This is a genomic window from Tenggerimyces flavus (assembly GCF_016907715.1).
GTDB classification, from domain to species: domain Bacteria; phylum Actinomycetota; class Actinomycetes; order Propionibacteriales; family Actinopolymorphaceae; genus Tenggerimyces; species Tenggerimyces flavus.
The window spans coordinates 2,429,854-2,442,595 of record NZ_JAFBCM010000001.1 but is presented as its reverse complement, the minus strand read 5'-3'; the positions used below and the strand labels follow the sequence as shown (position 1 = coordinate 2,442,595).

At 70.5% G+C, this 12,742-nt stretch carries 15 protein-coding genes; 11 read left to right on the top strand and 4 right to left on the bottom strand.

The features are described from left to right. The first annotated feature begins 89 nt into the window (after positions 1 to 89). The 7 genes from JOD67_RS11375 (at position 90) to JOD67_RS11345 (ending at position 6,099) form a co-directional block, all read left to right on the top strand. On the top strand, positions 90 to 794 hold the full coding sequence (locus tag JOD67_RS11375) for an SDR family NAD(P)-dependent oxidoreductase (protein ID WP_205117403.1): 705 nt from the start codon (positions 90 to 92) through the stop codon (positions 792 to 794). A 34-nt stretch (positions 795 to 828) separates the two neighbouring features. Then, entirely contained in the window at positions 829 to 1,209 is a 381-nt protein-coding gene (locus JOD67_RS11370; protein WP_205117402.1) for a MerR family transcriptional regulator, read from the top strand. Beyond that, a complete protein-coding gene (locus JOD67_RS11365) occupies positions 1,206 to 2,075 on the top strand; it encodes an alkylmercury lyase family protein (protein WP_205117401.1) in 870 nt (289 codons plus the stop codon). The genes JOD67_RS11370 and JOD67_RS11365 overlap by 4 nt, the downstream gene beginning before the upstream one ends. 727 nt (positions 2,076 to 2,802) lie before the next feature. Then, positions 2,803 to 3,126: a PadR family transcriptional regulator gene (locus JOD67_RS11360; protein WP_205117400.1), complete on the top strand. Its 324-nt coding sequence runs from the start codon at positions 2,803 to 2,805 to the stop codon at positions 3,124 to 3,126. Beyond that, complete coding sequence (locus tag JOD67_RS11355; protein ID WP_205117399.1) at positions 3,123 to 4,376, top strand: hypothetical protein; 1,254 nt, start codon at positions 3,123 to 3,125, stop codon at positions 4,374 to 4,376. The genes JOD67_RS11360 and JOD67_RS11355 overlap by 4 nt, the downstream gene beginning before the upstream one ends. Continuing rightward, entirely contained in the window at positions 4,373 to 5,497 is a 1,125-nt protein-coding gene (locus JOD67_RS11350; protein WP_307782360.1) for a sensor histidine kinase, read from the top strand. Before JOD67_RS11355 ends, JOD67_RS11350 begins: the two co-directional genes overlap by 4 nt. After that, on the top strand, positions 5,494 to 6,099 hold the full coding sequence (locus JOD67_RS11345; protein ID WP_205117398.1) for a response regulator transcription factor: 606 nt from the start codon (positions 5,494 to 5,496) through the stop codon (positions 6,097 to 6,099). Before JOD67_RS11350 ends, JOD67_RS11345 begins: the two co-directional genes overlap by 4 nt. 268 nt (positions 6,100 to 6,367) lie before the next feature. Here JOD67_RS11345 and JOD67_RS11340 read toward each other — a convergent pair whose 3' ends face one another. Genes JOD67_RS11340 through JOD67_RS11330 form a run of 3 tightly spaced genes read right to left on the bottom strand, consistent with a single transcriptional unit; the run spans position 6,368 to position 9,173 of the window. Continuing rightward, positions 6,368 to 7,006 carry a TetR/AcrR family transcriptional regulator gene (locus JOD67_RS11340; RefSeq protein ID WP_205117397.1) on the bottom strand — a complete coding sequence of 213 codons (639 nt, stop codon included), beginning with the start codon at positions 7,004 to 7,006 and terminating at the stop codon, positions 6,368 to 6,370. After that, positions 6,976 to 8,274 carry a methyltransferase gene (locus JOD67_RS11335; protein WP_205117396.1) on the bottom strand — a complete coding sequence of 433 codons (1,299 nt, stop codon included), beginning with the start codon at positions 8,272 to 8,274 and terminating at the stop codon, positions 6,976 to 6,978. The genes JOD67_RS11340 and JOD67_RS11335 overlap by 31 nt, the downstream gene beginning before the upstream one ends. After that, complete coding sequence (locus JOD67_RS11330) at positions 8,271 to 9,173, bottom strand: hypothetical protein (RefSeq protein ID WP_205117395.1); 903 nt, start codon at positions 9,171 to 9,173, stop codon at positions 8,271 to 8,273. Before JOD67_RS11330 ends, JOD67_RS11335 begins: the two co-directional genes overlap by 4 nt. A gap of 96 nt (positions 9,174 to 9,269) precedes the next feature. Here JOD67_RS11330 and JOD67_RS11325 point away from each other — a divergent pair, with 96 nt between their 5' ends. Further along, positions 9,270 to 9,914 (top strand): GNAT family N-acetyltransferase, encoded by a 645-nt coding sequence (locus JOD67_RS11325; protein ID WP_205117394.1) that lies wholly within the window; start codon positions 9,270 to 9,272, stop codon positions 9,912 to 9,914. Here JOD67_RS11325 and JOD67_RS11320 read toward each other — a convergent pair. Continuing rightward, a complete protein-coding gene (locus tag JOD67_RS11320) occupies positions 9,911 to 10,513 on the bottom strand; it encodes a DJ-1/PfpI family protein (protein WP_205117393.1) in 603 nt (200 codons plus the stop codon). The genes JOD67_RS11325 and JOD67_RS11320 overlap by 4 nt on opposite strands. 83 nt (positions 10,514 to 10,596) lie before the next feature. Here JOD67_RS11320 and JOD67_RS11315 point away from each other — a divergent pair, with 83 nt between their 5' ends. From JOD67_RS11315 to JOD67_RS11305, 3 genes are all read left to right on the top strand, one after another. Beyond that, positions 10,597 to 11,130, top strand: coding sequence for a pentapeptide repeat-containing protein (locus JOD67_RS11315; protein ID WP_205117392.1), 534 nt, complete (start codon positions 10,597 to 10,599; stop codon positions 11,128 to 11,130). Between the two features lie 64 nt (positions 11,131 to 11,194). Next, positions 11,195 to 12,157, top strand: a complete 963-nt coding sequence (locus JOD67_RS11310) for an RNA polymerase subunit sigma-70 (protein WP_307782359.1) — start codon at positions 11,195 to 11,197, stop codon at positions 12,155 to 12,157. Further along, positions 12,154 to 12,726 carry a dihydrofolate reductase family protein gene (locus JOD67_RS11305; protein WP_205117390.1) on the top strand — a complete coding sequence of 191 codons (573 nt, stop codon included), beginning with the start codon at positions 12,154 to 12,156 and terminating at the stop codon, positions 12,724 to 12,726. The genes JOD67_RS11310 and JOD67_RS11305 overlap by 4 nt, the downstream gene beginning before the upstream one ends. Positions 12,727 to 12,742 lie beyond the last annotated feature (16 nt).

Here is a 12,742-nt window from a genome sequence, read left to right as displayed (position 1 = left end):
ATCCACCGTACCCGCCCGGAGACGATCGCGTATGAACTCGGGATCGGTACGCATGGGCTGTCTCTCCGCATCGCCATACGTTCGTAGCCATGACGAAACTCCTGACGATCTTCGGGGCTGGTCCCGGCCTCGGACTGTCGGTCGCCCACCGCTTCGGCCGCGAGGGGTACGAGGTCGCCCTCGTCGCCCGCAACGAGCAACGCCTGCTCGAGCACGTCCGCACGCTGGGCTCGGCCGGCGTCAAGGCGCACGCGTTCACCGCCGACCTCACGGACCCGGCCAGTGCTCTGGGGGCGCTCACGACGATCCAGCGGACGCTCGGCAAGGTGGACGTGCTGTTCTACAGCGCGACGGGCGCGCTCGAGCACGTCGCGCGCCCGGCCGACGTCTCCCTCGACAACCTGCGTCCGTTGCTCGACCAGATCGTGCTCACGCCGGTCGCCCTCACCCATCAGGCCCTGCCCGACCTGGTCGAACGCGGCGGCGGTGCGCTGTTCAGCTATGGCGGCTCCGCGCTCGTTCCGACCCCGGAGATGGCGAACGTCGGCATCTCGATGTCCGCACTCCGCTACCACGCGCTGGCGCTGCACCGTGAGCTCGCGCCGCGTGGCGTGTACGTCGGCGGGCTGGCGATCACCGCGTTCATCGAGAACACCCCGGCGGCTCTTGCCCTCGCGTCGGCGATGCCGAACGTACCCGTGGTGTCGCCCGACTCGCTCGCGGAGTCGCTGTGGACCCAGTTCGCCGAACGGCTCGACCCGGACGGCATCGCGCCGCGGCCGATCGCGGGTTGACCCTGTAGTTGGGTACGGGGTTGATGATGGAGGCATGCGGACGAAGGAGCTCGCCGACCAGGTCGGCGTGAACACGCAGACGCTGCGCTACTACGAGCGCCGCGGCCTGCTGACGGTGCCGCCGCGCTCGCCCGGCGGGTATCGCGACTACCCGTCGGACGCGATCGCGCTGCTGCGGTTCGTCAAACGGAGCCAGCAGCTGGGGTTCACCCTCGACGAGGTCGAGGAGCTGCTTTCGCTCGACGCCGGGGGCCCGGACAGCTGCGACGCTGTCCGGGACCTGGCACATGGGCGAATGACCGACCTCGAACGCCGGATCGCCGACCTGCAGCGCATGCACTCGGCTTTGGGTGACCTGCTCGCGACCTGCACGTTGCCCCGCGCCGAGCGCGCCTGCCCGTTGTTGCTGCCATGAGGATCGAGGTGTTGCACGTACCGGACTGTCCGCTCGTCGCTTCGCTGCTCGCGCGGTTGGGCGAGGTTTCGGACGAGCCAGTGGTGCTGCGCTCGATCACGACGGAGGCGGAGGCGGAGGCTTACGGGATGGCCGGATCGCCCACGCTGCTGGTGGATGGAGTGGATCCGTTCGGCCTTGCGCCGCCGTCGTTGACGTGCCGCTTCGGGCCTCTGCCGACTGTCGAGCAACTCCGCTCCGCGCTCACACTCGGCCTCGGCCTCGGCAAGGCCAGCGCCGCCGCTGTACTCAGCCCGCCGGCACGGCAGGCGCACCAGGCGATCCTCCGGTGGTTCGTCGACCACGGTTCGGCGCCCTCCCTTGCCGAACTGGCGTCCCCAACGGTGGTTGACGAACTGACCGCGCGCGACCTGATCGCCCTCTCCGCCTCCGGCGAGCTGCGCGCGGCGTACCCGTTCTCGCCGACGCCGACACGCCACCGCGTCGCGCTGGACGACGGGCCCGAGTTGTACTCGATGTGCGCGATCGACGCGCTCGGCACATCCGCGATGCTCTCTCGCCCGCTCACGATCCGTTCCACTGAGCCTTCCACCGAGGTGCCGATCGAGATCCGCGTCGACGGCTCCTCTGCCGAGTGGAACCCCTCGTCCGCCGTCGTCTTCGCCGGCACGAGCGGCGACTCCTGCTGTCAAGCGTCTGTTGACAAGACCTGCGGCTCGATCAACTTCTTCACCTCACCCGCCGCAGCCCGCTCCTGGTCCGAACAGCAACCCGGCACGATCCTCTCCCAGCACGAAGCCCTCCTCTGCGGCATCGCCGAGTTCGGCCCCCTCCTGCTCCACACCAACCTCGACCCGCAGACCTAGCCCCACCGTTTCGAATGAGGGCGCACCCCCAACGCCCCGTGATCATGTACGTGATCATGAAGCCGAACTGGTCGTATACGCAGGGTTTACGTTCATGATCACGTTCATGATCACGGGCAGGTCGCGCCGAGGGTTGGGGTGAGGGGCACCCTGGTCCCATAGCCCGGCCCATCCACCATGTCCCATCAAACTGTGGGGTTCTGGTCACGACACGCCAGCGTGTCGCGACCAGAACCCCACACTTTCGCGAAGGGCGGAGGGTGCCCTCGCTCGAGGAGATCGCTACAGGGACGCCCTCATTCCAAAACCTGACGCGCCCCCAACGCCCGCGGCGCGGTTGGGTGAGGGGCACCCTGGTCCCATAGGTTCGGACAGGGGTGCCCCCGACCCAAACCACCCCCGGAGCGCGCGGTTCACGATCCCAAGGACACGCCACCTCGGTCGCACCCTCCACCGTCGCAGAGGCCACCCATCCCGCATCGTGACTTCACCCACCCAAGGGGCGTTCCCGACCCCTTCGAGCACCGCCCGAACGCCCCCTCCATGGGCAAAGCGGCGCGCCGCCGCACACACGAGGGCCAGGGCACCCCACGTGACCAAGCCGGCCGGGTTGGATGAAGGTGCCCTTCATCCAAACCCACCGGCGGCTGGCGCCGGTGATCATGTTCGTGATCATGAACGTGCACAGGGCTGGACAGAGTAACTCTAGCTATATAGAGTTAATGACGTGATCCGCTCTCGACGACCCTCGCCGCAAACCGTGGCGATCGTGCTCGCGCTGGCTGAGACGCCGGCCAGCTGGCAGCACGGGTATGAGCTGTGCAAGCGCCTCGACATCAAGGCCGGGTCGATGTACCCGATCCTCATGCGCCTCGCCGACCGCGGGCTGCTCGAGACGAAGTGGGAGGACGAGGCGCCGGTCGGGCGGCCGCATCGGCACCTCTACCGGCTCAGCGGACCCGGCCGCGCGCTCGCGACCGAGCTCGCGGCGACACCCGCCGAGGACGCCCGCACTCGGCTGGTCCCGCAACCAGGAGGCGGGTCGGCATGAGAGTCCGCGCCAGCGAGCCCGCCCTGTACGTGCTCGTCGCGCTCCTCGCGGTCGGCTGGATCACCGGCTTCACGATCTCGGTCGGCGGCGTCCCCGCGACGCCCGACGCCGGCCTCTACCCACAGCTGCTGATCGCCGCCGTCGTCATCGCAGCCCCGTGGTTCGTCGCCATACGGCTGGTCTGGCGCCGCTGGTGGACGCGGACCGGCGCCGACCTCGCCACGCTGGATCCGCCGGCCCAGCTGCTGGCGGCCGCGGTCGCCGCGACGCCGCGGCACCGGCGCGACTGGGGTGCGGCGATGCTCGCCGAGCTGGACCAGGTACGCGACCCGGCCGAGCGCTGGGCGTTCGCGGTGAGCAGCGCCCGGGCGGCGGCGTTCCCGCCTCGGATCAAGCAGGTGCCGACGTACGTCGTCGCCGCGCTCGGCGTCGCGGCCGTCGCGGCGGCGGGGCTGACGATCAGCCGGACGATGCCGGCACTGCAGGTGTTCGGCGTGACGTTCGTCGCGCTCCTCGGCGTGCTCGCCCTGGTGACGACGGCACGGTCGCGCCGGATTCTCCGCCCACCGGCGGCCGGCTTCGTCGTCACCGCGGTCGGGCTGGCCGCCGTCGCGGCGTGCGTCGCGGCGGTCGGGTACTTCCTGACCGAGTTCCCGATCGGCGCCCTGCATCTCCCGCCGGCGGCCGCGGTGTTCCTCGCGGCCGCGTTGGCGGGAGCCGTCTGGCTCGTCCTCAACCCGCCGCGCGGCCTGGTCACCAGCCCCCAAGCCCGGTACGTCGGCGCGGGCATCGCGCTCAGCCTGGCCGCGGTCCTGTTCGTGCTTTCCCAACGTGGGTTGAACGATGCGGGCCCGCTGTCCGTCGGCATCCTGGGCTTCCTGTTCCTCGCGCCCGTCCCGGTGCTGCTCGTCGGCTCGCTGACGACAGCCTTCGCCAACCGGTCGTTCCGCACTGGCGCGCAGACCGCGGTGTGGGCCGCCGTCCTTACCTCGTTGGCGTTCTTCGCCGTCGCGCTCCTCGAGGCCATCAACTGGTATCACGTCGGCTCCAGCCTCATCCTCGCCGCCGACGGCATCCCACTCGTCGCGGTCGGCGAGAACCTCCGCAACTTCAGCTGGGGCCTGATCCTCTTCCCCTCCTGGTGGCTCCCCTTCGGCCTCCTCGGCGCCGCCCTCGGTCACCGCATCGGAACCCTCGTGCGCCGGCATGCCCGAGGTGGTGACGTTCAAGGCCTAGGCTCGCTCGGGTGACAGAGCTCGCCGGGGCGCGCCGCGCCATCCTCGCGGTGGTTGGCGTGCTGTGGTTGAGCGCCGTCGCCGTCCCGGTCGTCGCGGTCGCGAACGAGCCAAGCCCGCTCTGGCAAGCGCTCGGCGCGGCTGGCCTCGTCCTGCTGACCGCGACGTTCGGCGCCACGTTGTACGCGGTCGCCACCCCCACGATCCCCAGCAGGCAGCGCCGCCTCTTCACCATCGGCTTCGCGGTGGCGGCGGCGCTCTCGATCGTCCTCGTCGCACCCGTCGGCGCCGACGACCGGTACACCTGGGCCTGGATCGGCGGCGCCACCGCGGGCTTCGTTCCCCTGCTGCTGGACGGCGTCGGCCGGTGGATTGTCGCCGGCGCCGTCGTTGCGACCGCCGTCCTGGTCGGCGCGCTGACCGGCGGCGAGCCGCTCGTACACGGGGTGATCGCGCTGTCCATCGCCGGCACGATCACGGTCGCCGTCGTGCTGCCGTTCTGGCTGTGGGACCTGCTCGTCTCCGCGCGCGCCGGCCGCGAAGCCCAGGCGCTGCTCGCGGTGAGCGAGGAACGGCTCCGGTTCGCGCGCGACGTCCACGATCTGCTCGGCCACCGGCTCGCGGTGATCGCGCTCAAGGCCGAGCTGGCCTCCCGACTCGCAAGCACCGATCCGGAACGGGCGGCGCGCGAGGCCGCCGAGGCCCAGCACCTCGCGGCGACCGCGCTCGGCGAGGTCCGCGAGGCAGTCCATGGCTACAGCGAAGTCGACCTCGACGACCAGCTGACAGCGGTCGAGGGTGTCCTGCGAGACGCCGGAGTCCGTTGCACGGTTGAACGTTCCGACGTCTCGCTCTCGACCGAGGCGGCGACCCAGCTGGCGCTCGCGTTGCGAGAGGGCTGCACGAACGTGCTGCGGCACAGCACCGCTGGATGGTGCACGATCTCCCTGAGCACCGACGACGCGGAGGTACGGATGACGGTCGCGAACGACGGCGCGGCTTCGGCGGCCGCGGACCGGCTGAGCTTCGGCCTGCGCGGCATCGCCGAACGCCTGGCCACCGTCGGCGGAACGCTGCGCACGGACCGTACGGGCGACGTGTTCACGCTCGCGATCACCGTACCCACAGCCTCATGATCCGCGTCCTGCTCGCCGACGACGAGGAGTTGATCCGTACCGCCCTCGCCGCGCTGCTCGGGCTCGAGCCCGACCTCGAAGTCGTGGCACAGGCGTCCGACGGACGAGCGGCGGTCGAGGAAGCGCGGGCGCACCGGCCGGACGTAGCGGTCGTCGACCTGCAGATGCCCGTCCTCGACGGGCTCGAGGTCACCGCCGAGCTCGCCTCGGTCCTGCCGGACTGCAAGGTCGTGATCCTGACCGGGCGCGGCCGGCCGCCGCATCTGCAACGAGCGTTGGAAGCTGGGGCCAAAGGGTTCGTTCCGAAGGGCTCGCCCGGCGGCACGCTGGCCGACGTGATCCGGCGCGTGCAGGCGGGGAGCCGGTACGTCGACCCCGCGCTCGCCGCCGACGCGCTGACCGCGCCGCCGTGCCCGCTGACGCAACGGGAGCTGGAGGTGTTGCGGCTCGCCGAGTTCGACACCCCGGTGTCGGCGATCGCTCGGCGCACGTCGTTGTCACAAGGCACCGTCCGCAACCATCTCTCCGCCATCGTCTCGAAGCTCGGCGTGGCCAGCCGCGCCGAGGCGTTCCGGATGGCGAACGAGAACGGCTGGCTCTAGCCTCGGGATTTCAGGTGTTGGTGGGCGCCATTGGCCTGGGAAGACGGAAGTGCCTGTCGTGCTGGGGAAACTTGGGACGGCGACATCTCGAGTGATCCGAGCGGGAACGCTCTCCGTAGGTGAAGCGCCGTGGTCGCCTTACCCGGCCAGTGACCGCTCTACCTGGCGTCCACCCCAGGTAAAGCGGCAAATGATCATGTAAACATGATCATTGGCCCCAGGGTGGGCCCGGACCGGTCGAACCAAACCGCCGGACGAAGGATCGAGGCTAGCGCGCCTTCCTGCGGGCTCGGTGGACCTTGGACCGCAGCGCGCGCCGCGCCACCGGTCCGAGGTCGTCGACCACCTCGACCAGTACCGCGAGCTGCTCCAGCGCGTCCAGCGCGTGCCGCGCGCCGGCCTCGTCCACCGCTTCGAACAGCTCCAGCCCGATGAACGCCGCCGACACCGCGCGGGCCAGGCCGGGGACGTCGGCGACCTCGGCGAACGGGGTGCCGCGCAGCAGCCGCGCCAGCACCGGCTCGATCTGGTCGATCCACAGCTGCAGCGCCCCGGCGACGGCCGGCCCGAGCTTCGGATCGATCTGCGCGCCCGCGAGGAGCTGGCCGAGCACCGCGACGTTGCCGCGTTCGCGTTCCTCGGCGTGGATGTGGCGGCCGAGCTCGAGCAGTTCGCGCAGCGATCCGACAGCCTCGAAGCGCTCGGCGTACCTTTCGACCCGCTCGGCGGCGTTCACCGTGCACGCCGCCGCGAGCAGCTGGTCGACGCTGCCGTAGTGGTAGAACACCAGCGCCTGGTTGGCCCCGGCGGCAGCGGCGATCGTCCGCGCGGACACGCCCGCGATGCCGTGGGTGCGGATCGCCTCGATCGCCCCGTCTAGCAACCGCTGCTTGGTGTCGGTGGACATCCGCCTCCCTGTGCTGGGCCCACGGCCGCGGCGTGGGGTGCGGCAATCATCGCATCGGCCACGAGCTGGGCCAGCCACCTGACGCCGGGCAGTCGGAGGAACCAGCCGACGAACGCCCAGCCGAGGTGGAGATGCTCGAGGCCCCTTGCGATCGCGGCCACTCCGTTCTCTTGGTGACCGTCCCCGCTGACGTAGCGCGCTCGCCAGAGCGTCGGCCGGTGCAGGTGCGCCGGCGCGAGGACGAGTCGCTGCGGGTCGCGTTCGGCGAGGAAGTCGCGGATGGCCCGGCAGGCCGTGCAGTTGTCGTCGAGCCACAGCGTGGCGGGCGGCCCGGTCGCATACGGGCGCCAGCGCGGCCACCAGTTGGGGACCATGCCGTCGTAGGTGCGCCAGACCTTGCCGTACGTCGTCGCGAGGTAGTAGCGCTCGTGCGGGTCCGCGACGCCGATGCCGAACGCGATCGCGGCCCCCACGCCGGCAGCGAGAGCGAGGCTCTGCGTCGTCGCGGCGAGCAGGGCCAGCAGCGCGACAGCGCTGAGCTGCATGGGGTTGCCGACGTACGCGTACGGGCCGGTGGTGACGAGCCTGTCGGGCGGGTCCCAGGGGTACGGCGTGCCGTTGCCGCGGACCGCGAACTCATACACGGCGAGGAGTGCGGGCAGCGAGAGCAGGAACGCCAGCTGCGCGATGGCGAGCATGGCCCAGCGTGGGAGCTCGGTCAGGTTCGTCCAGGCGCCGTCGCCGTACTCGAACGCGATCGTCGGCAGCAACCAGAGCGTGGCACCGGCGAAAACCGCCATCTGTAAGGCGATCCTCGCCCCGAGTCTGCGTCGGTCGGCGGTCCAGCGACCAACCAGCGCCGCGGGCAGCGCGATGGCGAGGATCGAGACGAGCTCGGCGGGGAGCCAGTTCCGTTCCAGCTGGACGAGGGGGTGCAGGAGCTGGAGTGCGGTGAGGTCGAGCCAGAGCAGGATTCCCATCGCGACGGGCAGCGGGAGCACGCGGCGGTAGAGCACGGGGAGTGCACCCCAGAGCGCGGCCCAGGCCAGCCAGAGGTCGACGGGCATGCCACGGAATGCCCCGTCCACGCTGGCGAATCCGTACCCGTCGACGTCGTCCGCGACCTCGCGCGAGGCAGCGATCCCGACCGCCGCGGCGATGAACCCGAGCAGCGCGCCGGCGCGGCCGCGCTTGGTGCGGTCGAAGCAGAGGCCGGGCACGACGAGCGCGATCGTGACCAGGAGGGTGAGGAACCGCTGGGCGATCATCGCAGCGCCAGTGAGTCGAGCAGGTACGTCGCCCCTTCGTGCATGAAGGCTTGTTGCAGCGGGCCGAAGTACCAGGACGGGTCAAGCTTGCGCTCGTACCAGATCGTCAACCGTACTTGGGTCTTCCCGCCCACTGCCTGCCAACTGACGACAGCGCGTTCGAGGCCGACCCAGCGGGCGGTGATCGTGGTGTTCTCCTCGACGCCGAACTCGACGCTGGTGGCGGTCGTCTTGGTGACTCTCGTTCTGGTCGCGCCGCCGGGGCCATGCGAGCCGCCGTGGTAGTCGAACGTCCAGCGGTCGCCCGCGTCAAGGCCTTCGCCCGTGACGTGGTGGGGCATCGGGACGTGCAGGAGCTTGAGCGCCGGCGATCGGACGTCCGTCGGCTTGGGTCCCTGCTCCATCCGCGCGCGGACCTGTTCGGAGCTGAGCGCGACGGTCCTCGTGACGGTGATCGCCTGGTGCGGGTCGACGCGCAGGTCGGGGCTGGCGCCTTCGAGTGAGGCGACCAGAAGAACGGGGATCAGCAGTAGTCCGTGCCTGCGCGCGTGCGGTCCGCGTACGGCGGCCACGACGCCGTGCACGATCGCGTACACGATGGGCGCGGCGAGGATGACGCAGATCGCGCCCTCGTGGAAGAGCGCGGCGGTGACGAGCAGCAGGATCGTGGTGAGCTGGAACGCCCGGCCGTGCCCGGTCGCGGCGGGCGCGAGGATCAGCACGACGGCGAGCAGCATCGGCAGGCCGACGAACAGCATCGCGCTGTCGGCCCGGCCGGTCTGCCACATCCACCCGAACGCGGCGACGCCGACCGCTGCGAGCAGGCCGGCGAGCGCCCACTGGTACCTGTTCGGCCGCCTGGACTGTTCTTGCTCGGCTTCGACCTGATGCTCGGACATGCAACCCCTCCCACCTGCGTTTGAGCACTCGCTCAAACGGGAGGTTACAACGGTTTGAGCAGTTGCTCAACTTGGGGTCGTGGAAGGATCGCGGACATGAAGAACTACCCACTCCTCGAGGTGCGGGTCAGCACCCCGAAGCTCGAGCTGCGCGCCTCCACCGACGAGCTGCTGGATCAGCTCGCGGAGGTCGTTCGCGCGGGCAAGACCCATGCCGAGCCGGCCCCGTACGACGACCCGATGTCGTTCTACGAGACCGATCCGGACCTGCGGGTCGCCAAGTGGCTTCGGGCGGTCTGGCGGCGCCGCGGCACGGTCGAGCCTGGTGCCTGGCGGCTCAACTTCGCGGTCATGGTCGACGGCCAGCCGGTCGGCGAGCAGTCGATCACGGGAGTGGACTTCGCCACGCTCGGAACGGTCACGACCTTCTCCTGGTTGTCCGTCGATCTGCGTGGCCGTGGCCTCGGGCGCGAGATGCGGGCAGCGATCCTGCACCTGGCGTTCGACGGCCTCGGGGCGAAGGAGGCAGGCAGCGACGCCTTCGTGGACAACCGCGGCTCCAACGCGATCTCACAAGGTCTCGGCTACGAACCCAACGGGTACGAATGGGCAACCAGACAAGGCGAACCCGCCCTGCTCAACCGGTGGCGACTCACCCGAGACGCCTGGGAGAAGCACCGCAGGGACGACATCGAGCTCCACAACCTCGAGGCCTGCCACGCCCTCCTGCCGTTGACCTAGACCGGCGGCTCCGGGTCGTACTGGATGCCGCGGCGCACCTCACGAGCACGTTCGGGACTGACCAGCCGGGCGACGAGGTGCAGCGCCATGTCGATCCCCGCGGACACCCCGGCCGCGGTGATCACGTCGCCGGAGTCGACGAACCGGTCGTCGGGGCGGAGCTCGATCGTGTCGTCGAGCCGCTTGAGGTAGTCGAGCGACGCCCAGTACGTCGTCGCCGGCCGGTCGCGGAGCAGGCCGGCGGCCGCGTACACGAGCGAGCCGGTGCAGACGCTCGTCATCAGCGAGGTCGCCTTGGCCTGCGCGCGGATCCAGTCGAGGTACGCCTCGTCCTCGAGCAGCGGCCCTGTTCCGAACCCGCCGGGGTGCACCAGGATGTCCAGCTCAGGCGCGTCCGCGATCCCGTACTCGGCCTCGATCCGCAGCTTCTTGGCGGCCGTCACCATGCCCGCCCGCGGAGCCAGCGACGTGACCACGTACCCGTCCTCGGGATGGTTCTGGGTCCAGTACCCCAGCACCTCCCACGGCCCGACGGCGTCGAGCTCCTCGACGCCGTCGAACAACACGATGCCGATCCGCTTCACGCTCGTCTCCGTCATGCCTCCCACTGTGCCCGTTCGGCGACGCGAGGGGCGACGCCACGTACCCCACAGATCGCGCCATCCGCGCGATACTGCTGACCATGACCACGGGGCAGGACGAGTTCGACGCGCTGCTGCGCGAGCACCGCCGCTGGGCGGCCGGGCACGGCGGACGGCGGCTCGACCTGACCGGCCGCGACCTCACCGGTATCGATCTGCGGCACGCCGAGCTGATCGAGGCGATCCTGCGCCAGGCAGTCCTCGTCCGCGCCGACCTGACCAAGGCGAACCTCGCCGGCGCGGACCTCACCGAAGCCGACCTGACCGGCGCTCGGCTGCTTCGTACGGACCTGACCGAGGCGGTGCTCACCGACGCCACGCTCGATGAGGCGGAGCTGACCAAGACGTTCTTCCTCGGCACCGATCTGCGCGGCGTACGGCTGCGCAACGCGAAGCTCGACCGGGTCGGCTTCGACGGCGACCAGGTCGAGGGGTGGGACGCCACCGGCGCGACCGGCACCGTGCTCACCGACAGCACCGTCGTCGACGGCACCGGCCAGGCTGACGCGATCATGGCGCTACGCCAAGCCGGCGCGAACGTCTCGGCCTTCACCGCCGGCCGCTCCACGCGCTGACCGGAATCCTTTCGTCGGACCGATGAGTTTCGCGGTCTCATGGGGTTCCACCACCATGAGCACAGTGAGCATCGCTGAGGAGGAGCAGGTCGTCCTGGCCGCTCGTGACGGGGACGAACGAGCGTTCGGCGAGCTGGCCGAACGGTACCGGCCGGAGCTGCGCGTGCTTTGCTATCGCATGCTCGGTTCGCTGGACGAGGCCGAGGATCTGGTCCAGGACACGTACCTGCGGGCCTGGCGCGCGCGGGACACGTTCCGGCTGGAGGGGCGCTGGTCTTTCCGCGCCTGGCTGTACCGCATCGCGACGAACGCCTGCCTGAACGCGCTCAGCCGATCCCCGCTCCGCAAGGTCCTGCCCGCCCAGCTCGGCGCGGCTGGGGACCCGAGCGAGCCCGTCGCCCCGCCCGTGGAGCTGCCTTGGCTGCAGCCGTTCCCCGACGACCTGCTCGCCGCGAGCGACCCCGAGGAGATCGTCGTCGCGAAGGAGTCGATCGAGCTCGCCTATCTCGCCGCGATCCAGCATCTTCCGCCGAGGCAGCGGGCGGCGCTCATCCTGCGCGAGGTCGTCGGCTGGTCGGCCAAGGACGTCGCAGCGCTGCTCGAGACCACCGACGCCGCCGTCGCCAGCGCGCTCCAGCGGGCTCGCGCGACGATGCCCTCGCGGTCGGCGAGCCGACCGTCCACGGCGGAGGAACGGGAGGTCCTGCGCCGCTACATGGACGCGCATGAACGCGCCGACATCAGCGCGCTCGCGGCGCTGCTGCGGGAGGACGCGATCGCGGAGATGCCGCCGATCCCCACCTGGTTCGACGGACGCGAGGCGATCCTCACCGCGACCGCGCGCGGCTTCCAGACCATCGGGCCGGTGCGGTTCATCGCGACGCACGCCAACGGCCGCCCGGCGGCCGCGTGCTTCGCGAACGGCAGGCCGTTCTCGCTGGACCTGCTGCGCATCGAGCGAGGCCAGATCGCCGAGATCACCAGCTTCGGCCCCGACACGTTCCGCTTCTTCGAGGAGCTGACATGAGACGACTCGTCTTCCACATCCAGGCGACGCTGGACCTGCGCATCTCGACCACGACGGGCGACCTGTGGGAGCCGTTCCCGTGGGGCGAGGTCGAGACCGCGTACCTCTCGGAGATCTTCCGCGGCGCCGACACGTGGGTGCTCAGCCGCAAGCTGTACGAGGTGATCGTTCCGTACTGGGACCAGGTCGCCCACGGCACCCAGCCGGCCGAGACCGGGGCCGACCGCGAGTTCGCGGCTGTGCTGCATTCGCTCGGGAAGGTGGCGATCTCCCGGACGCTCGAGCCGACGCCCGAGCGATCGGTGATCGCGGACGACGTACCCGCGGCGCTCGAGGCCCTGAAACGGCAGAACGGCAAGGACATTCTTCTGTCCTGCGGCCCCGCGACCCTCGCTCCGCTCGCCGCGACGCCGGGGCTGATCGACGAGTTCCTCCTGTCGCTGAGCCCGATCGTCCTCAGCGACGGCCCGCGCATCTTCGACAGGCTCGCGAACGATCTCGCGCTCGAGCTCGTGGACTCGAAGGTCTTCGACGCCGGGGTCGTCCTCCTCCGCTATCGATCCTCGTGACGTGTCGGTGCCCGCT